This window comes from Cupriavidus sp., assembly GCF_057315035.1.
This window is the reverse complement of the sequence record NZ_DBHKYV010000002.1, coordinates 277,642-297,947: the sequence shown is the minus strand read 5'-3', so window position 1 is coordinate 297,947 and position 20,306 is coordinate 277,642. Positions and strand designations below refer to the sequence as shown.

Sequence of the window (20,306 nt, the reverse complement as noted above, 5' to 3'; positions counted from 1 at the left end):
GTACGTGCCTACCCACGGCAGTTGGCGGCGTTTACGGCGAAGGCTACTGCTGTGCACGTCTTCAAGACAGCGCCTGCCACGGCCCACGCCATGCTCGCATGGCATACCGACACCCAGCGCGGCGACGCTGCGCCGCCACCTGACTTCGTCGCATCAAGCGGAGCGCCTGCCTTCGCTTTCATTGGCGTTGCGGCGCGCAGACCGCACGTTGTCATCGGCGCGATTGCCGCGTTCACGGCGCTGCCGGCGCTGCTTCTCCTGAGAATCCTCTGATCATGGCAAGCCGATTTGTATCGCATGTCCGTCTTTGGCTCCTGATTGCGCCTCTAATGATCTGCGCAACCGCTCCGTTCCTGCCGAACGACAGCGAGTTTGAGGTGAGCGACATCGAGCTGTCTTCAGTTGCTCGCGTGTTGGGCGACGCGCGGTCGGACAAGGCTATCAGTACGGCCAACGAGTGCTTTGTGCGCTGGTTCGTCGCCACGGGCGCTGTCAAGGCCTCGTTCTCTGGCTCGGACACCAAAACGATGCTTTCAGACGGTGGAGCCGCTACTTTCGGCCGCAATTGGATGCGCAATTTCTGGCTGATGATTTACCGCGCCATCTACCGTGCATCCGTCGCGCAGTATTGGCTATTCGGCGGCGCAGTCTTGTTCATCGCGCTGCTCAATGATGGCGCGGTGTCACGAAGAATTCGTGCAGCGTCGGCCGGCTTCGCCAACCCCGTGATGTTCCATGTGGCCGCTCACGGGCTTCTCGTCTGCTTTGGATTCGGCGCATCTGCGCTGCTGCTTCCGTTCCCGATCGTCGCCTATTGGTGGACGGCCGGCGTGGCCATCGTCGGCTTCCTTAGTTGGCGCCTGGCTTCTGCTTTCCATGTGGGGCGTTGAACTGCGCCCCAACTACAGCCAACGCAATTTTCCGGCCGTCGCTGGCCGCCATCCGGAGATCCACGAATGACCAAGACCGCTGAACTTGCCAACCCCGTCGGTGGCATGCCCGAAGGTCTGCTCACCGAAGACACAGGCGCCACTGGCTTCGACGCCAGCAACCTTACGGTTGCAGCGCCGGAAGACGTCGAGGCCGAACTGAGCCAGATGTCTGCGTCGGCGGACGCTCTGCATCAGGAGGGGATCATCACCTCTGCGGACGCCGAGCAGAAGAAGGCGCAGGTCGAAAGTACGCGCAAGCGCTTTCGGGAGCTCTCGCCTGAGGACCGGCAGGCCATCGTGCGCCGTCGTCGCGAACTGGGCATGCAGATCCTCAACCGCCAACTTGCCGGTGCTGCTGTTGTGACGGTTGGATTGAAAATCAACCACACCCGGCTGCGTCCCCTGTTCGAGCAGTGGTGGCCCTACATGAACCGCATGTCGCTGAACCTGCAGAGGTTCGGGCAGACAACGTTCTCGCGCGCTGAATTGGCGACCGTCGAGCGGTACCTTGAAGGCGAAATGGTAAAGCTGGAAGGGTACGTGGACGAGCAACTGCGCGTTGCCATCGCCTATCGTGAGCAGCGTGAGAAGGATATGCAGGAAAAAGGCGACTTCGTTTTCCGCCCCGAGATCGTGCGACCCGCCATCGAACTGGACGTCCAGGCGTATTCCCGCTTTGCTGTGCGCGCGCTTCAAGTGCTCATCAAGTTCGACAAGACGATGGATGAGTTCGACTTCTTGGTGTGGAACGGCATACGGGACATGACCGACGTGAACGATGAGGTCACACGCTTTCTTCGCAAGTTCCAGCCGCTGGGCCTGCGCAGCTTCACCACGCATCTGAAACTGATGGAAACCGTGAGGGGTGTCTAACAGGGAGTCACCCGAAGTGGAACTTGCTGTGCTTGGGGGCCGGTAAAGACGCCCATCTAACAGTAAGTTCCACTTCTTATCTCGGATCGCACTGCCTGACGGTTCCACACGCTCCCCTTTGAGGGTGCTAAGTCGCCCAATCTGTCAGATGCAGGCAGATTCTTCCAACACATCCAAGCCCTATCCCATGTCACTCGCAGATGTACTCGCCAGTCTGAATCCGTCTCAACGCGAAGTCGTTGACTGCACTGGGCACTGCGTCGCCGTGGCGGTACCAGGCGCTGGGAAAACAGCCACCATTGCCGCTAAGGCAGCGGTTCTCTTGGCTGACCCAACTGTTACTGTCGGCGCAGTCACGTTTAGCAAGGATGCGGCAATCGAGTTGCGCGATCGAATTCTCGCCTTGGCCGGAATATCGGCGAAGAAGCGCTTGGTCGCTGGCACATTTCACTCCCTCGCCTACAAGCAACTGGGGAAGAACGGAGGTAAGTTGACGGATATCGTTACTGATGGTGTTCGTGCGGCTATCGTTGGCCAGATCCTGCAGGAGTGTGGCATTGAATGGAAGGTGGAAGACGCGCTCGCCTCTATTGAACGTTCAAAGCTTCAATTGGGTGACCCTAGGCCTGGCACGGTAGATGCGCAGATTTTCGGCGCGTACCAGGCAGCGTTGGCGCGAAATGGAAAGATCGACTTTCAGGACATGCTTCGTATGGCCGTGGCGGGAATGCTAAAGGGTGAACTCCGGCCTTACTCGGTCAATCATCTGCTTGTTGATGAGTATCAGGATTGCGACAGCCTTCAGTCGCGTTGGACCTCATTACATGCCGCGGCCGGATCTGTCGTTTGCGTTGTAGGTGACGACGATCAAACCATCTTTGGCTTTCGCGACGCTCTTGGCTATCAAGGCATGGAAGCATTCATTAAGGAGTTCGATGCTCGCGCAATCGTGCTCGGGAAGAACTACCGCTCCCGTTCCGAGATATTGGGTGCTGCCGACAAGATCATTCGAAACAACTCGCAGCGGATCTCGAAGGAACTGCTCGCGCATCGGGGCCCTGGCGGCTCAGTCGAATTCAAACGGTTCGATGACGAGTACAAGGAAGCTGTTGCGGCGGTAGAAGCGCTTACACCAACTCTGCTTGCCGGAAAGACTGCGGCGGTACTCGCGCGAACCAATCGCATCCTTGATCCTATTGAGGCCGTATGTCGATCGCATGGTGTGAAGTACTACCGCGCGGCTGGCCGATCGATCCTGGATCGTCCTGAGGCCGCATTGATGGGTGAGATGCTAGAGCTTGTGCAGCAGTCAAAGACCTCGGGGCTTGATGCTCTGCTTCGCTTTTCCGGGATTGGCTCCAACGAGCTTCAGCAGCTTCATGCTCAGGAAGTTATAGGCGGCAAGAGGCCGGTCTCCAGGAAAAAGGATCTAGTCGAACTGGGAGTCGCCGAGCAGACGGCCGACAAGTACCGGGACTTCGTTAAGCGCCTTACTGAATGGCGTGCGCTTTGCGACCGTGAATTCTATGCCTTGATATTGGATGGTGTCCGCGAATGGATGCTCAAGTACGCAGCGGAGGATGCCGGCACGCGAGCTATCAACACTTGCTATGACGTGTTGGGCCAACTCAATGGCTCTTTCGCGGAGCGGCTGGAGTTTCTTCGAAGAAAAAACAACGAGCCTGCCTCGGATGCGCTCGTCTTGACCACGATGCACGCCGCAAAGGGGCGCGAATGGCACAGTGTGGCAATAGTCAGGGCCGAAGAAACTGTCGTACCCGATAGTGATAGCCCCGAGAGCGAAGAACGGCGTTTGTTCTATGTCGCTGTGACCCGAGCTCGAGACTTCTTGTCGATATCAACCTCAAAGAAGAACCCGACCTCTAGGTTCATTGTTGAGGCGGGGCTCGCGTAGCTCCCTAGGACTATGTGCTGCCAGCTTTAACGCCTGGTCATTCCGATCCAAGTCCGGCCATTTCACATGCCTAAACGAGCACTTTTACTAGAAGTTGGCAAAGTACTTTAAGAAGGCAAGGCAACTGCTACGTGGGGCAAGCTATTTCCAAAGTCCGCCTGGCGAGATGTATACGCGACGATGTGACGTAAACTTCTTGCGGTTTACGTATACGGCGGCTATTCTACGCCGAACCATTTAATTGACGGAAAGCGTCTAAGTCTTCGGTTCAGCGCCGTTCAGCGCTTAGAGACCTTTCCAACGGATTTACAACTGTTATGGCACGCACGAGCTTACTCAAGGCAGAACTCCCGCGCCCAGACTTTTCAGACGACCATGGCCTGTCAATCGACGGGCTGGCGGCCGTTGCGGCGCAGGCCAACGACGTCTTTGGGCAGATTCGGGATGCCATGCTGGAGCCTTACCCTCGTAAGATCCCGCCCACGTTCACCAGCAGCCAAATTGCCTCGCTCTGCGGCGTCGACAAGGCGCGCTTCCACTATCTTGCCACCAAAGGCGGATTGCCGGCGGGTACCTCGCAGGGCAACGGCCGGGCAAAGGTCTTCAGTCTGGAAGACGCGATTACCTGGGTGCAGCATGCAAACGGCCGGGCTAAGCGGCCCGAAGGCGAGCGTGGGCGCATCGTAACGGTCGGCAACTTCAAGGGCGGCGTCGCCAAGACAACGACGGCGGTCTGCCTCGCGCAGGCGCTCACGCTGCTCGGCCGAAGGGTTCTGATCGTCGACTGCGACCCGCAGGGTACGACGACCCAGCTTTGCGGCTGGGCGCCGGACGCCGAGATTGCCGAGGAGCAGACGCTGCTGCCGTTGATTTACGGTGACCAGACGACGCTGGACTATGCCGTCCAGACGACCTATTGGCACAACCTAGATCTCATTCCGGCGTCCTCAGCGCTCTTCGACGCGGAATTCGAAATCCCGTCGAAGGTGCTCTCCGAATCCGGCTTCGAGTTCTGGGACATCCTGCGCAAGGGCCTCGTGCCGTTGTCCGAGCAGTATGACGTGATCATCATCGATACCCCGCCTGCGCTCAGCTACATCACCATCAACGCGCTGATCGCCTCGGACGGCATTCTGATGCCCTGCCCGCCTGACGGCCTGGACTTTGCCAGCTCGACGCAGTTCTGGCACCTGTTCTCGGATATTGCCAAGAAACTGCCTGGCGTGCTGGAGTCCAAGCGCTACGACTTCATCAACATCGTGCTCACCAAAGTGAAACAGGATGCGGTGTCACGGGTCGTGCGCGAGTGGATGGTCAAGGCCTACGGTAGTCGTGTACTGAGCATCGAGATCCCCGAGTCATCGGTTCCCAAAGGCGCCTCTGCACAATTGGCGACCGTCTATGACCTCTCCAAGCCGGACGGCAGTGTCGAAGCGTATCAGCGCTTCCGCGATCCGCTGGACAAGCTTGCCCTGCATGTCGACGACCAGTTCGTGCGGGCGTGGACAGAAAGGAAACAAGCATGAGAATCGGTGATAAGTTGTTGGCGAAGACCGCCAACATCGCAGTAAAGGCCAATACGCCGCAACCCCAAGCAAACGAGCCCAAGACATCGCCTGGCCGGATGCTGGCCGCGCAGTCCGCGGTGGCAGCGGCGGAACGTCGGGTTGCCGAACTGGAAGCGAGCGTCGGCAAGGCCGTCGAGGTCGCGCTGGACGAGATTACCGAAGTCCCTGGACGCCGACGCAAGCTCACGCCCGAACAGTACGCAGAGCTGCGAGAGAACCTGCGTAACAACAAGCTGGTTCACCCCATCACGCTCGTCGTGCGACCCGATGGCAAGAAGGAACTCGTCGCAGGCCACAACCGGTTCTACGTCTTCAAGGAGCTCGGCCACGACGCGATCCCGGCGGTGTTTGCAGATCTGGCTGATGTTGAGCAGATCGAGGAAGCGGCGTTCTATTCGAACCTGCTCTCCCCTTCCCTGCCCGACTTCGAAAAGTACTTGGGCTTCCAACGGCACGTCGATCGGACTGGCCAGTCGCAGCAGGACATTGCAGCTGCCGCGGGGATTTCTGCCGGCCACCTGAGCAAATTGTTCGCTTATGCGCGTTTACCCGTATCCGCGATCGCGGCGCTGGAGGCTGCAAGCGATCGTGGGCGGCTTGGTGTGAACGCGGCCTACGAGATGGCGACGTTTTTGGGGGAGCACCCAGATCAAGAAGCAGCTGTCACTGAGGTCGTGGAAAAGCTGCTGAGAGATGTGAACGTCACGCAGAAACAGGCAATTGCGCTGCTGCATGCGCGCGTGCGGCAAAAAGCTGCCGCGCCAGTTGCTGCTCAAACGCATCGAATCAAGATTGGAACGCGTGAACTGTGTGCTGTAACGACTCGGAACGGGACGGTCACACTGAAGTTCAAGAAGGCCGAAGACGCTCAAGCCTGGGAGAAGCTGGTGCTGGAGTTTATCGAGTCCAACGCACAGGCGAACAGCTAAAGACAGAAACTCTGCCTTTTACACCACATACAAGACACGAGAGAGTGAAGCGAATGATCTAAAGAACGCTTTGATACGCAACCCTCACCATAAAGACAAAGGCCTGGGCGGGAACCCAGGCCTCTGCTGAGATTCGGACGGGAATCCGGACCTCGACTACTGGTGGAGTTTGATAAGCACCAAAGCTCAACCTACACGTATCTACGGCGGGAACCGTGAACACGAGCCACAACGAGTGTTCAGTGTAGCGAGAGATTTTGCCTAGTCAAGCTCCGGAGGGCGTTCGTCCTTAGAAATCGGAGTAGATATGACTATTGCGCAACGCTACGCGCCGGGCGAGGCTATTGCTCGCCCTTCTCCTCTACCACTCGCGCTGATCGAAGCCCGAGCTGCCGTTTTTGACCCGCTAAACTGCCTGGACCTCGGGATTACCGCCCGTCGGGTCCTTTTTGGCATTCTGCGATTCTTCAATCTGTCTCGTCCCTCATCGTCCATTTGGCCTCGGCGAGATCTGCTGCGCGCTGAGTCTCTTCTCAACAGTGAGTCGTCTCTCTATCGTGGCCTGGCCGATCTGCAACGGCACGGCTACGTCGTCCGTGAGCAGATCCGCATTGCGCGCTCTGGGCGTTTTCACGTCTCTCCCGTTCGACTCACGGAGAAGGCGCAAATTCTCCTCGGTCTCATCGGCAGATCATCAAAAGAAGATAAGCGCCGAAAAGTTATCCACAAGGAACCGTCTGTCACAGTGGAAGACGGCCAATATAAGGAACATACCAACAAGCCAAAGTCTTTACAGAATTCATTCGCAAGCAAGCCGCCCGGAGATATCGACCCGACTTCCAAGGTCCCGCTTCCGCTGGTATGGCTGCTCAAACTCGGCTTGAGTAGTCGTGCCGTGTTTTCTCTCATGGGCATCGCCAAGCGCCACGGCAAGCGACTGGAAGACATTGCTACAGCATTCCGCGAGCGCCTGTCGTCGCTCTCTAGCCGCGAGGCATATGCCTACATCCGATCGTTGGCCGGAAAAGATCTCGACTTTGCCGCTATCGCATCCGGCAAGGAAGGCGCTATCCGTGCCGCGACCGAAACCCAAAGCGCGAAGAACCTCTTGGACTCGATCATCGCCAAGGCGCATGGGCTCACGGTCGTCAAGCGTGACGGCATGATCCTCGGTCGAATCGACGCGAATGCGCAGGTGGTCATGGGGCAGGGCGGTTCGTTCCCAGTGAACCTGCGCTTTGCGCTGGCCGTGCAGAAGGGGCAGGTGTGCATTCGTCGGTCGGTACTGGGATAGGTAGTGCCGTAGACACCTTTTCTCGGTAGCCCTGGCGCAGCTGGGAATGGGTGCGTCGGCTACGCTGGCGCTGTACTGCGCAATGGAAACGTGACGGGGAGCTGGGAAGTCGCATCTGTTTCTGCGTTTCGGCCTAGCAGTTTTCCAGGGCCTAGGTGGACGACGATCTCTGTATGACGTAGTCGGAGGATGCGTGGATAGACGTTTGTTGACACCGGAGCGAGGCGCGGAGAATTGTCGATAGACGTGCACGGCAACACTAGGTGATCCGTGACGATTAACCTCGTGCTGCCATGGGGAGTTGCATCGCGTTTATGAAAACGAAGAACAGGCGAAAGGAGCGAGATGGGGCTGAATGAGGATGAATGGGTGGGTTTCTAGTAGAAACCCAATAAAATCAAAGGGTTGCGAATTAACCGGCTTTTCAAAACGGGGGAGGCCTACTGCGAGGGGTATGAGTGAGGTTTCCAACCTATTGATTTATAAGGGTTTCTATTTGAAAGTGCTTCGCAGCAGAGTGTTGAGCACGGCCGTCGTGCAGAGCATGGCATCTGCGTCGAGATGTGACTAGCGAAGACCGGCCTCCGCGGGACTCCTTCCCACCTTCGGCGGTGTGTGCCCCGGATTGAACCGCCGCATGAGGGAAGGTGGGTTCGGAGCGGGGCACCGGCCTGCGGCGCACCGCACTTCCCATATCTCGCTTCGCACCACCTACACCGCGCCGTCCACGCACCCCCAAAAAGTCCGCGCTTCCAGCACGTCCCGCCATCGGCCGGTCTCACGTAGCAGATTGCCTGCGAGGATCGCCCGCCATCTGGCTAGGACAGGGTGTTTGTATGCTGGGCGAGGCCGAGATAAGACACGTAAAGATGGCTTGCCCGGCCCCTTTCGCTAATAAATAAGCTTCGGCGAGGAGCGGGAGCAGTGTGGGCTCCAATGACCGTGCGCGAGCACCAATGGGGAAGTCGGGACTTCGGTGGCACTGGATTAAAAACTAATTGAAAGGGTGGCTCGTTCCTGCTGAGTGACGGCAATAAGATCAATCAGAATAAGCTTCCAGGGAAAGCAATCCGGCTCGAGCATCATCAGGATGTTCCGCCATACGTAGAAGAGGGCGCCGGAAGTCACGTGGTTGTCCTGTGAAGCCCAACGCAAAAGCTCTCGCCCTCTTCGATTGGTCGAGCCTGGACCGTGCAATCCCGAATGCGACGAGAAGAGCGTGTTGCGGCGTCGCGCTGTTGGTCCGAGCGCGCGGAGGTGGAGGCAAGATTTATGGTGGCGCTGGAGTATGTTGGCTGTTGCTGGCCCGTTAGGCGGAAGGTGGTCCATCGGGGTGGTTGGAGGGATTTCCGACGGACACCAGGGCCGGCGCAGCACATCCGAATGGCGGCAATGACAACAGGAATCTTATGGCAGCGAGGCAGCGGTAGATCTACGCCATCGGAGAACGGTTGGCACACCACAGTCGAGACGCCGTGCTTGGCTCGGTACTTCCCTGGCCCGCCGGATGGTTGATCACACGCACACGTTGTGATCTACAATTGCACTGGATCGATTGCCCACACTCAGCGGGTTCAGTTAGCGGATCGTTTCGTGCGAACGTATCCTGCTATCAAACATCATCGCCGCCGAGTTAGCCCAATTCATACTGAAATTGCACCGCGTCATGTGCCCAAAAGCGTAGCAACAGGTTCCTTCGCCCTTGGGGTATTCCTAGCGCCGCCCGCAGAATGGCAGCGATTGCCGGCGTTCTTTATGGAACAAACGTCCCTTGTTAGTTGCTTTACGACGTTCCCAAGTAGGGAGCCAGTCGGGGGTGCTGCCGGCCGCCTGTAAAGCCTTAGGCGTTGCCGTCCAGAATCCTTGGTTCACCTGAGGGGTGTCGTGTGCCGGGCCAACCTAGGAGGTGCCTGGGCCTTTCTAGAACACAGGGTGAACATAGTCGTTGATCTGGACCTCAATAGAGGTTGGCCGTTTCGGCCCGGTACGGCAATAAGCAGGCGCTTTCCGCTACGAGGTTCTCGACGGTAAGGCATGCGCCAGCCGGGCACGTCGCGGCGGAAGCCCGTGAGCAAGGATCAACGCGCAGGAGCATGCGCAATCGGCATACAGGTTCGGAGCCAAGTCGAACGACATCTGCGTTCGTGCCAACGCCCCCAAAGGACAAGTCACAAGCGCAGTCGCTGGGTTGGATCCGTCATAATTTAGAACTACGGTGTTAGCCGATATCGCACTCAACAGTCCAAGAAATGTTGCCTGAAGATGTCCGGATTACTATTCCCCAACCTTGTCGTATAAATGTAACAAAACGTAACTGAATAGTCAGCAGAGCTATGCTTGCGACAGAGGGGCGGGGCCGGGCGTAAAGCGAATACCTCTCGAAGACGGTCTCGAAAAGATCCTTGCGTAACGCTTCGTGGGTGCCCACGCTGGTTGGAGCATCGGTAGGGAAGGCCACGCTATCCCACGCCACGTCGTTCGGGCATCCAATACAGCCGAAGACCGTAATTCAGAGAAGGACTTAGACAATGAGTCGTAGGCCATACATCAGATAAGCCACATAACTCATTGTTTTTTCTGATAAAAGTCGCAACCCCTTAAATCTACAGGTCACATTCGTGAGCATAAACGCAATGTAAATTATTTTTTGACGTGGTTGGAAAGCTTCAACCCTCGATCCACCGTAAGCGATGCGCCCGGACCGTCTTGACGTCGGCCAGTGAGTTTATGTGTGCGAGGGAAGCCGATCAGCAACGGTCCATGGCCTGAACTCGTCCACTCTGTGGATCGCATGGTCGGCAATGCGTTCCTGTATGAAGCGCCGGTACGCTTCGGGATCGACGTTATTGAGCTTGGCCGTTCCGACTTTGGTGTAGATGGCGGCGGCACGCGCACCGCCGAATCGGCATCAGCGAATAGATCGAATCGCCTGCTTATGCCGACGCGCGCAATTAACGGGCAAGTTGTCGATTGCCAGTCTACGCAGCGCGTATCGGCTGGCGCCAGTCAATACCTTCAAGAAGCATCGAGAGTTGTGCGGGACTCAGGCACACCGTACCGCTCGTTGCCTGTGGCCAGATAAAGCGGCCCTTCTCGAGCCGTTTCATGAGCAGGCACATTCCATCGCCGCTCCACCACAGAACCTTCAGAAGGTCGCCGCGTCTACCGCGGAAGACAAAGACATGTCCGCAGAATGGGTCACGCTCGAGAACAGTCTGAACCTTTGCGGCAAGGCTATTGAAGCCGGCTCGCATGTCCGTCACGCCTGCAGCTAGCCAGACCCGCGTGCCAGCAGGCAATCCCAGCATCATGGCACGTCTCGCAGACTGGCCAGAACGACGCGCAATGCATCGAGGTCGGTCGGACCTTCAAGGCGCACGCGAAGGACTCCGCATTCAACTATGACAGCCGATTGCCGCGTAGACAGCGGCCCGATTTGTACGGGAAGGAACGATTGCTCTGGGGCTTGCGGTAATGCTTCCGGCTGGGCGCGGCTCGCCCGGTCACGTCGCCACTTGGCGACTAGGTTCGCGTTTAGCCCATGCTCCTTGGCGACTTCGGAGATCGAGCGCTCTGGATGGCTGGCCTCGGAGACAACCATCTCCCGAAACGCCCTGGAGTAGTTCTTCGAACCCGGGCGCCGCCCGCGTGCACGTGCTTCCATTTTTCTGATTCCCACCAGATCTGGTGGGAATCAGAATGCCTAAGCGATCCTTATGTGAACAGACGGTCTTCGGGACACGCTTACGGTCGTCTCAGCTCTTCCCCCACAGCAACCAGTCTCCCTCACGCGCTGCCGTCTTTTAGCCGACCAGGTGAGCGGTCACCACCGAAGCCTTCTCGCTTGTAAGGCTAGGGCACTCCCGCCGGGTCGCCATGGTGGTCGGCCGACGTGTGACATACCCGTATACGTTCGCCAGGCGACCATGACTGATTCTGAATCAGAATATCAGGAGGTATATGGGCGGTGTATAAGCTATAACGACGAAGAAGGCCGCGAAATCCTGGGGGCTTTCTCGGTTGAAGTAGCGTCGAGACCATGATCTGGTGCGCTTAATCGCGGCGAAGCCTCGGCGAGACCTACACCATCGCGGCAAGCGGGCGGAAGAATTACGGGGACTGCTAACAGGCAGTTAGCTCTCCGGTACGACTTCAAAATGGTCTATTGACTGTCCAGCGTTCACTGCGCGTTGCAGCCAGTTTGGCAGATCGCCAGTGCCGTCCCAGGTATGACCAGTGGCATCGCGGTAGCGGATGGCGCCGGCAGCTTGGCATGGGCCGTCCGATTCGCTGTGACCAAAGCAGCCCGCCGCCAGAAGTCCGTCATAAGTGATGCCGTGCTTCGCTATCTGCGACTTTATCCACAGAACTGCGGCAGCACGGTCTCGGAGGATTTGAGCCTCTGACGCTCCGCCCTCTGCTGCTGCGGCAAGAACGAGCGATCGTGAATCGAGGAAGGGAGTTGTGCTAAGTGGCCGCATCGTTGAAACCTGGACGTAGAGATACTTGAGCGGCCGTCAGGGCCGCGGATATATTCCATAGGAGCGGTCTATGGGCTTCCTGGAGAGGAGGATCCATCCTCTGGTACGGTCGGATGGAATGCAAAGGTCGCAAAAATGCCTGATTGACACCGAACCCAGCGCGAACCGAGGCACGGCGTAGACCCGTGAACACAGATGCTGGACGCCTTAGTCTCCAATGGCTAAGTCGCGACACCCGAGAAAAGAGCGCTTTGAAGCTAGCAGAAAGGGAAAAGGGGTACGCCGTAACCCTGTCTCCCTGGCAATGTGTACGCGACATAGGCGTCAATATCAAAATCGCGCACAGCTACGAAGCTTACTCCGGATACGGCCATCGGCCGATCCAGGGGTCGTAAACCTTGTTCAGGTACCAAGGTCTCTCTTTGCAGCGGTGGGAAGTCCGTCAGCAACGATGGGACGTACAGCAAATCGGCGAAGGTATCGCGTTAGACCGACTGGTTCCCGGACAGGGGATATTGTCCGAAATCGTCCGCTTTCGCTCACTATGATCATCCTAACAATATATGTAGTCAAACTCGTCAGCCAGCAACGATGTATGTACCGTTGCCTCAGTAGCTGCCCTTTACGTGGAGTCGATTAATGAAAGCCCGGATCAAAGCGCATCTATTCCATCCTGCGGTTGTGCGGCCGATCACTGCGTTCACTGAGTTGATGCTCGAGCGAGATTTCAGCTTAAGTCAAGTTGGATTGATCATCGCGGCACGCGGGGCGCAAGCCATGGTGTCCTGTTCGCGCTCCTTGATCTGCTGTCATCGGTGCGGTGGTTAGACTGGTCCCAGTGACCGGACCATCAGAGCGTTCCCCTATCCACCGTCCGCAACGCGTCAGAAGGTCATATTTGTACACGGCTCGTCACATCAAGCCTTTACGAAGCCTTCAGGCTGGTTGTAGAAAACCTAGCGCGGTAAGCGCGCGGCGTTAGCGAGAAGTGGCGAACAAATACCTTGCGCATTTGTTCCTCGGTGGGAAACCCCACACGAGAGGCGATGGTTTTCAACGGTAAGTCGCTGTCGAGCAGGAGCGTCGCCGCGCGCTCACAACGTGCTCGAACCAAATAGTTAGCCGGAGGCATGCCAACTTCCTCTTTGAACAGGCGCGTGAAGTTGCGCACGCTCATCCCAGCTTTCTCAGCCATATCTTCGAGCTGCAACGGTTTGCTCAAATTTGCGCTTACCCAAGTCTGAACATCACGGATTTCTGGCGTCGCGGTCATTTGACTATTCAAGAGGTCGCTGAACTGGGATTGTCCGCCGGGGCGCTTAAGGTAGATAACCAAATCGCGGGCTACCGCTAGCGCAAGATTTCGGCCGAAATCCTGTTCGACGAAGGACAGCGTAAGGTCTATAGCTGCTGTGACGCCGGCAGATGTCCAGATATTTCCTTCCTGGATGAAGATCGCATCGGCATCGACCTCCACCGATGGAAAGCGCTGTTGCAACAATGTGGCGACGCTCCAATGAGTGGCTGCGCGTCGCCCGCTCAAGACGCCGGCAGTCGCAAGAAAAAAACTTCCGGAGCAGAGTGCAGCGAAGCGCTTTGCAGCGAGCGACCGTCGTCGAACCCAATCAACCAAGGCAGTTTCCCGAGCAACTGCTGTTTCAATGTCCAATGCGCCGGCGATCAGAACGGTCGCCAGTGCTTCACTCTCAGGCAATCCCGAGCTTACGTCGAGCGAGATGAGCGTATCCGATGAGACGCTCCCAGGCTCCGGTGCCACTAGGCGAATTTCGTAGCGTCTCGGGTCTCCTTGCGCGGCCAAATGACGGTTCGCGTAGCTAAGAACGCTTACCGGACCGACAGCCTCCATCAACTTGAAGCCCGGATAGATCACGAGATGAACTGGATGGATCGACGACGGGCCAGGAGTGCCTCGCGACTCCGCGGCAGGGGATCGCAGTTTCGCCTGCTCGTCATGCAAAAAGAGGGACATTCTTCATACTCCACATTTTACTTAAAGGATGGTTTTTGGCCGAAATCATCCGGGATGGATCAATAGAATGGTTTCACTGGATGTGAGTTAAGGCAATACAAGAACGCATGTTCGTCAAACTTGGTTGTTATTAATTTTCAAACAGGTGGCTTTGCATTCTAGTCGCGGTTCTCGTCTAAGAAAGTCGCATCAGCCAAATTGGTAGTTTTATTTCTCCACATTCCTTGAGGAATAGTATTATGACCACCTTTACCCATGTTACCGTTGGTACCAACAACCTGCCGGAAGCACGTGCTTTCTACGACAAGGTTCTCGCGACGCTGGGTTGGTCCCGAGTTGCCGATCTCCCTGGAGATATTGGCTCGATCTGGGGCGATGGCAAACCGACCTTCTTCGTCCTGAAGCCGGCAAACGGTCAACCCGCTTCCGTTGGCAACGGCGTTACGGTGAGCTTTGAAGCCTCGAACCGTTCGGCAGTCAAGGCATTCCACGATGCCGCTCTGTCGCTGGGTCGCCCCGACGAAGGTGCCGTGGGTCCGCGCGGCTGGGCACCCAATGCCTTTGCAGCATATACCCGCGATCCCGATGGCAACAAGCTGGCTGTTTACAGCTTCACCGCGGAATAAACTGCCAAAGGGCAGAGATGTCAACGCACACAGTGTGGCCGCTAGATAGCATAAATCTTTGGCAACCAATTAGCGTAGCATCGTAAGCTGTTGGCTGTTTATCGTGTAAGGCCTGAAGACCAGTCTTCAGGCCTTTTTTATTTCAATGACATCCGGATCGGATTTACTCGTATTAGGATAATCAGTGCCCGGGATTATCCATCGGGCGAACTATCTTCCGAAAATTTCCACGAGCTTACTTTCGCACGGCTGACGGCGCTAATGACGCGCGTCTCTTTGCTTCCGATGATGACTCGGATATCAAGAGCTCCTGCGCAAGAAATTGTGCAGTGTGGCTATCCGACGCTTGAGCTACTTGCCGAGGCGTTCCGGCCGCCACCACGCGTCCTCCTTCGTCGCCTGCTCCAGGACCTATATCCACCACCCAATCGGCTTGTGCTACCGCTCGCATGTCGTGCTCGATCATCACAACCGTATTGCCGGCGTCGACGAGGCGCTGCAATTGCACTAGCAGCCGGTCGGCATCCGACGCATGAAGCCCAGTTGTCGGCTCGTCGAGCACATAGAGATTGCGCCCGCGTTGGCTGCGCTGCAATTCTGTAGCGAGCTTAATGCGTTGTGCTTCCCCACCGGAGAGTTCGGTGGCAGGCTGCCCAAGGCGGAGATATCCAAGTCCGATCTCCCCAAGTAATTGAAGCGGGCGCGCCACTATCTCTTCATTCGCGAAGAAATCAAGCGCTTCATCTACAGTCATCTGCAGCACGTCCGCGATGTTACGACCGTTCCAGAGTACCTTCAGTGTTGCCTCGTTGTAGCGCGAGCCGTGGCAAGTCGGGCACGGCGCATATACGCTAGGCATGAACAACAGTTCGACACTGACAGATCCTTCCCCTTCACAAGTATCGCAGCGCCCTTTGGCCACGTTGAAGGAAAATCGACCCGCGTCGAACCGGCGGCGACGCGCATCTGGCGTCGCGGCAAAAAGCTTGCGCACTTGATCGAACAGTCCGGTATACGTAGCAAGATTGGAGCGCGGGGTGCGGCCAATTGGTTTTTGGTCTACCTGCACCAAACGTTGCACTGCATCCACATCACCTGCGAGATGGCCCCCGGTCACGTCAATGACTGCCGGTCCCTCGTTTGCTCCTCCTTCGGTTGCGTCATCCTCAGGTTCATGACCCAGATGCAGCAGCATCAGTTCGGGAAGGGCCTGCGCAACCAGGCTGGATTTTCCGGAGCCAGAAATGCCCGTGACCGCAGTGAGCACACCCAATGGAATGCGAACATCCACGCCACGCAGATTGTGCCTATGAATCCCCTGCAACTCCAGCCAGCGGGAAGCTTCCCGGCCGCGGCTTGTAGGCGTGGGAATCTCGTCGAACAGGTAGCGGGCGGTCCGCGATTGCGCAATCTGGCGCAAGCCTGCAGGGGCGCCGCTGTAGAGTACCTGTCCCCCACGCTCTCCGGCGTCAGGGCCGACGTCCACTAACCATTGCGCACGCCGCATCACCTCTAGGTCGTGTTCGACCACGAACACTGAATTTCCAGCGTCTCGCAGCTTGTCCAGCGCGTCATACAAAGCCTGACTGTCGGAGGGATGCAGACCCGCTGATGGTTCGTCGAGTACATAGACGACACCGAACAGCATGGAACTCAGTTGTGTGGCGAGCCGCAGCCGCTGCAGCTCGCCGGCCGAGAGGGTAGGAGTGGCACGGTCCAACGTCAGATAACCCAATCCCAGGCCGCGCAGTTGGTGCAAACGCGCTACCACGCCATCGGCGAGACGTTGAGCTGCAAGACGCTTCTCCTCCGAAAGCGCAGAAGTGCGCCGCACATCCGGTGTGACCGTGTGAGTTGCACGGCCTGATGCCGCGCGCTCGGCCCTATCACGCCGGGTCGCTTCCTTGTCTGTGGTAGCCCCCGCCGTATGGGAGCTGAAATCGCCTTGAGAGATTGGCTCCAGCAAAGTCTGCAATCGATCCAGCGACATTTGCATAAACTCACCAATATCTACACCGGCGAATCTAACCGAAAGCGCCTCGGACTTGAGTCGTTTGCCATGACAACTTGAGCACAGCCTGCCTTCCATGAAGCGGGACACGCGCTTTCTCATTAGCGCGCTTTGTGTGCTGGCAAAAGTATGCAGCACGTAGCGTCGTGCACCGGTGAAAGTCCCCATGTAACTCGGCTCTAGCTTACGCTTGAGGGCGGCGCGCGTTTCGGCAGGGGTGAAGCCAGCATACACCGGCACAGTTGGCGTTTCTTCAGTGAAAAGTATCCAGTCGCGGTCCTTCTTTGGCAGATCTTTCCATGGCTTATCGACGTCATAGCCCATGGAAACTAGAATGTCGCGCAGATTCTGCCCGTGCCAAGCCGGCGGCCAGGCGGCGATTGCCCGCTCGCGTATGCTCAATGTCTGGTCGGGCACCATGGTGGCTTCGGTTACTTCGTATACGTGGCCAAGTCCATGGCATGTCGGACAAGCCCCTTGAGGCGTGTTGGGTGAGAAATCCTCGGCATACAACATCGCCTGATTGGTCGGATAAGCACCAGCGCGTGAGTACATCATCCGCACAAGGCTGGATAAGGTCGTCACACTTCCCACCGAAGAACGCGCATTGGCAGCGCCACGTTGCTGTTGCAGCGCTACTGCAGGGGGAAGGCCATCAATGGCGTCGACATCTGGCACACCCGCCTGGTCAATCAGCCGCCGCGCGTACGGTGCCACTGACTCGAAGTAGCGCCTTTGTGCCTCAGCATAGATGGTGCCGAAGGCTAGAGATGACTTTCCGGAGCCGGAAACCCCCGAGAAAACAACCAGTGCATTGCGCGGGATAGAGACATCTACGTCCTTGAGGTTGTGCTCACGCGCTCCGCGAACTTCCACGAAGCCATTCGTTGCGACGGAACTGGAGAGCTCTCTAGGACGTTTGCTTGGCATCTATATTTCCCGCAGGTTTGCAGTGGCATTGGTGACGCATAAATTCCAGACATCAGGGATCCGCAGTGCCATCTTCCGCGTGATCAAGAGACCGCAACCATGCAAGTCTCTCTCCCATCTTGAGCTCAGTTCCTCGATTCGTTGGCTGATACCACTCGTGTCGCATCATCCCATCCGGGAAATAGGTCTGACCCGCCGCATAGGCGTGAGGTTCTTGATGGGCATACCGGTAACCGATCCCATACCCCATCTGCTTCATAAGATTGGCAGGAGCATTGCGCAGGTGTAGAGGTACAGGCCTCGATCCATCGTTCTTCACAAATGCCTTGGCTTGCGCCCATGCGACGTAGGATGCGTTCGACTTTGGTGCAACGGCCAGGTAAGTAACTGCTTGGGCAAGCACAAGCTCGCCTTCTGGAGAACCGAGCCTGTCGTAGGCTTCCGCAGCATTAAGCGCCAGTTGCAGTGCTCTAGGGTCAGCGTTGCCGATGTCCTCACTCGCCATCACGACCATGCGGCGTGTAACCTGACTGACGTCTCCGCTGCCGTCAAGAATGCGGGCGAGCCAGTATAGAGCGGCGTCTGGCTGTGAGCCACGCAGCGACTTATGGAAGGCAGAGAGTTGCCAATAGAACTCGTCACCGCCTTTGTCGAATCTCCGCAGCGATGGGCTAGTGGACAACCTGGCAAACTCTCCACTGACAACCTTCTCACCGGCGCCCAATGCGGCAGTTGTCACTTGCTCGAGCAGATTCAGAAATCTTCTGCCGTCACCATCGGCGAAGCCTTTCAGCAAGTCGAGCGCGTCTGAATCCAAGACTACGCTCTGGAGATAAGGGAGCGCACGGTCGTAGATTTGTTGTAGTTCGCCGTCAGAAAGCGGTTCCAGTGCGTAAACCTGCGCTCGCGAGAGAAGGGCATTGTTGATCGCCAGACCCGGATGCTCAGTAGTTCCACCAACGAGAATCAAAAGGCCGGATTCAACATGTGGCAGTAAGGCATCCTGTTGTGCCTTGTTGAAACGGTGGATCTCATCGATGAAGAGCACCGTCGACTGTCCATGGCCATCAAGCGCAGCCTGGGCGTCGTCGATTGCTTGCCGAATATCCTTGACCCCAGCAAGTACCGCGGAGATAGCGATGAACTGGCTGTCGCTCACGCTGGCAGCCAAGCGACCGAGGGTCGTCTTGCCGACGCCAGGGGGCCCCCAGAGAATAAATGAGTGCAGCTTGTGCGCCTCGAACGCGAGGCGCAGCGGCTTGCCTGGCCCCAACAGATGTCGCTGCCCGACAAAGTCATCCAGCGACTTGGGTCGCAAAAGATCTGCCAACGGTGGCTTAGGCTGAGTGGTGAATAAGTCGGCCAAAAGAACCTCGTAAATTTATCCTGAGCACACCGGGCAGTTCGATACTTGCGAAGCCTCCCTGGCGTTAGTCAGGAGCGCTGGATCGACCTAACTGCAAGTGAGTCGGCGTGCTTTCAGTCTCGGCGCTTCGATGCATAATGAGGCGAGAACCACGATAGCCAATGCTGTGGTTCCACACCCAACTCATAGCAACACTGAGGCGATTCTGAACGCCAATTAGAAAGTAGATGTGTGCGAGCTTCCAGACCCACCATGCCAAGGCGCCGCGCAACTTCACCCGCCCCATATCGATGACCGCCAGACTGCGTCCGATAGTCGCCAAGTTCCCCTGGTGCACGTAACTGAACGGCTTGATGGCAGATTTCCCTTTCAGCCGGCAACCAATTAGGTTGGCCACATACTTGCCTTGCTGCTTCGCAGCGGGAGCGATGCCTGGCACAAACTTTCCATCTGGCATCGTGACAGCGGCAGTATCACCGATGACAAAGATCTCCGGATGGTTCGGAACGGTCAGATCGGGATTGACTAGAACCCGGCCTGCGCGATCCGCCTCCGCGCCCAACCAGCGAGCTGCGGGAGACGCCTGTACCCCGGCTGCCCAAACAATGGTCCTAGCGGGCAGGAATTTCCCTCCATAGAACACTCCGTCCGCTGAGCACTCGGTGACCGGTGAGCCGAGTTCTACTTTGACACCGAGTTTTTCAAGTGCGCGACGCGTGTACTCGGAGAGGTCGTCGGGGAACACCGGCAATAGCCTCGGACCCGCTTCAATCAAGACGACACGTGCTGTACGAGGGTCAATAGATCTAAAATCGCGTGCTAGCGTGTCGCGAGCCAGTTCGGCGATAGTGCCCGATAGCTCGACGCCGGTAGGGCCTCCTCCGATGATAACGAATGTCTGGAGTGCGGCGCGTTTCTCCGGGTCGCTTTCGCGTTCTGCCTCTTCGAAAGCAACGAGTATGCGACCGCGAACTGTCGTGGCGTCATCCAGCGTTTTCAATCCCGGCGCGAATGCCTCCCACTCATCGTGTCCGAAATATGCATGGCGGGCCCCGGTGGCTAATACTAGTGTGTCGTAGGAGAGCCGTGACCCGCTATCGAGAATCACCTCGCGCGCGTCATGGTCGATCCCTTTCACTTCCGCCATCAGCGTCTGCACTTCCGGACGCTTGCGAAAGAGATAACGAATCGGCCACGCGATTTCTGACGTCGAAAGGGAAGCACCTGCGACCTGATAAAGCAAAGGCTGAAACAGGTGATGATTGTGCCGATCAACAATAGTGATGTCGACATCGGTACCGGCTAGGCCGTTGACAACGTCAAGTCCACCGAAGCCCGCACCAACGATTACGACATGGTGTCTTTTGCCGGATGCCTTTAACATGACTCGC

General features: G+C 57.3%; 15 protein-coding genes and 1 pseudogene. 8 read left to right on the top strand and 8 right to left on the bottom strand.

Annotated elements, in window-relative coordinates; genetic code table 11:
* Positions 1 to 329 precede the first annotated feature (329 nt).
* The 6 genes from ACO550_RS04900 (at position 330) to ACO550_RS04875 (ending at position 7,511) form a co-directional block, all read left to right on the top strand.
* The gene (locus ACO550_RS04900) at positions 330 to 890 is read left to right on the top strand and encodes an IncC plasmid conjugative DNA transfer DtrJ family protein (protein WP_315591802.1); all 561 of its coding nucleotides are present in this window, start codon (positions 330 to 332) and stop codon (positions 888 to 890) included.
* 66 nt (positions 891 to 956) lie between these two features.
* Complete coding sequence (locus tag ACO550_RS04895) at positions 957 to 1,805, top strand: ATPase (protein WP_315591801.1); 849 nt, start codon at positions 957 to 959, stop codon at positions 1,803 to 1,805.
* Positions 1,806 to 1,992: 187 nt separating this feature from the next.
* Positions 1,993 to 3,720: a UvrD-helicase domain-containing protein gene (locus tag ACO550_RS04890; protein WP_315591800.1), complete on the top strand. Its 1,728-nt coding sequence runs from the start codon at positions 1,993 to 1,995 to the stop codon at positions 3,718 to 3,720.
* 317 nt (positions 3,721 to 4,037) lie between these two features.
* Positions 4,038 to 5,246 (top strand): ParA family protein, encoded by a 1,209-nt coding sequence (locus ACO550_RS04885; RefSeq protein ID WP_315591799.1) that lies wholly within the window; start codon positions 4,038 to 4,040, stop codon positions 5,244 to 5,246.
* Positions 5,243 to 6,217, top strand: coding sequence for a ParB/RepB/Spo0J family partition protein (locus tag ACO550_RS04880; protein ID WP_315591798.1), 975 nt, complete (start codon positions 5,243 to 5,245; stop codon positions 6,215 to 6,217). The genes ACO550_RS04885 and ACO550_RS04880 overlap by 4 nt, the downstream gene beginning before the upstream one ends.
* A gap of 307 nt (positions 6,218 to 6,524) precedes the next feature.
* Positions 6,525 to 7,511: a hypothetical protein gene (locus tag ACO550_RS04875; protein WP_315591797.1), complete on the top strand. Its 987-nt coding sequence runs from the start codon at positions 6,525 to 6,527 to the stop codon at positions 7,509 to 7,511.
* 2,725 nt (positions 7,512 to 10,236) lie between these two features.
* Here the strand turns inward: ACO550_RS04875 and ACO550_RS04870 are convergent.
* The 4 genes and pseudogenes from ACO550_RS04870 to ACO550_RS04855 all read right to left on the bottom strand — a co-directional run.
* Positions 10,237 to 10,491, bottom strand: a pseudogene (locus tag ACO550_RS04870) (transposase domain-containing protein); the annotation flags it as partial.
* Positions 10,490 to 10,819: an IS66 family insertion sequence element accessory protein TnpB gene (gene tnpB / locus ACO550_RS04865; protein WP_315591932.1), complete on the bottom strand. Its 330-nt coding sequence runs from the start codon at positions 10,817 to 10,819 to the stop codon at positions 10,490 to 10,492. The gene tnpB and the pseudogene ACO550_RS04870, both read right to left, overlap by 2 nt.
* Positions 10,819 to 11,175 carry a transposase gene (locus ACO550_RS04860; RefSeq protein WP_315591796.1) on the bottom strand — a complete coding sequence of 119 codons (357 nt, stop codon included), beginning with the start codon at positions 11,173 to 11,175 and terminating at the stop codon, positions 10,819 to 10,821. Before ACO550_RS04860 ends, tnpB begins: the two co-directional genes overlap by 1 nt.
* Before the next feature lie 469 nt (positions 11,176 to 11,644).
* The gene (locus ACO550_RS04855) at positions 11,645 to 11,992 is read right to left on the bottom strand and encodes an H-NS family nucleoid-associated regulatory protein (protein WP_315591795.1); all 348 of its coding nucleotides are present in this window, start codon (positions 11,990 to 11,992) and stop codon (positions 11,645 to 11,647) included.
* Between the two features lie 639 nt (positions 11,993 to 12,631).
* Between ACO550_RS04855 and ACO550_RS04850 the strand changes: the two genes are divergently transcribed.
* Positions 12,632 to 12,820, top strand: coding sequence for a hypothetical protein (locus tag ACO550_RS04850; protein ID WP_315591794.1), 189 nt, complete (start codon positions 12,632 to 12,634; stop codon positions 12,818 to 12,820).
* Positions 12,821 to 12,917: 97 nt separating this feature from the next.
* Here ACO550_RS04850 and ACO550_RS04845 read toward each other — a convergent pair whose 3' ends face one another.
* Positions 12,918 to 13,982, bottom strand: a complete 1,065-nt coding sequence (locus ACO550_RS04845; RefSeq protein WP_315591793.1) for a helix-turn-helix domain-containing protein — start codon at positions 13,980 to 13,982, stop codon at positions 12,918 to 12,920.
* 239 nt (positions 13,983 to 14,221) lie between these two features.
* Between ACO550_RS04845 and ACO550_RS04840 the strand changes: the two genes are divergently transcribed.
* Positions 14,222 to 14,608: a VOC family protein gene (locus tag ACO550_RS04840; protein WP_315591792.1), complete on the top strand. Its 387-nt coding sequence runs from the start codon at positions 14,222 to 14,224 to the stop codon at positions 14,606 to 14,608.
* A gap of 235 nt (positions 14,609 to 14,843) precedes the next feature.
* On the opposite strand, the gene ACO550_RS04835 is transcribed toward ACO550_RS04840, so the two are convergent.
* The 3 genes from ACO550_RS04835 to ACO550_RS04825 all read right to left on the bottom strand — a co-directional run bounded on the left by ACO550_RS04835 (position 14,844) and on the right by ACO550_RS04825 (position 20,299).
* Positions 14,844 to 17,549: an excinuclease ABC subunit UvrA gene (locus ACO550_RS04835; protein WP_315591791.1), complete on the bottom strand. Its 2,706-nt coding sequence runs from the start codon at positions 17,547 to 17,549 to the stop codon at positions 14,844 to 14,846.
* A gap of 52 nt (positions 17,550 to 17,601) precedes the next feature.
* Positions 17,602 to 18,915, bottom strand: a complete 1,314-nt coding sequence (locus ACO550_RS04830; RefSeq protein ID WP_315591790.1) for an AAA family ATPase — start codon at positions 18,913 to 18,915, stop codon at positions 17,602 to 17,604.
* A gap of 64 nt (positions 18,916 to 18,979) precedes the next feature.
* On the bottom strand, positions 18,980 to 20,299 hold the full coding sequence (locus tag ACO550_RS04825; protein WP_315591789.1) for an FAD-dependent oxidoreductase: 1,320 nt from the start codon (positions 20,297 to 20,299) through the stop codon (positions 18,980 to 18,982).
* Positions 20,300 to 20,306 lie beyond the last annotated feature (7 nt).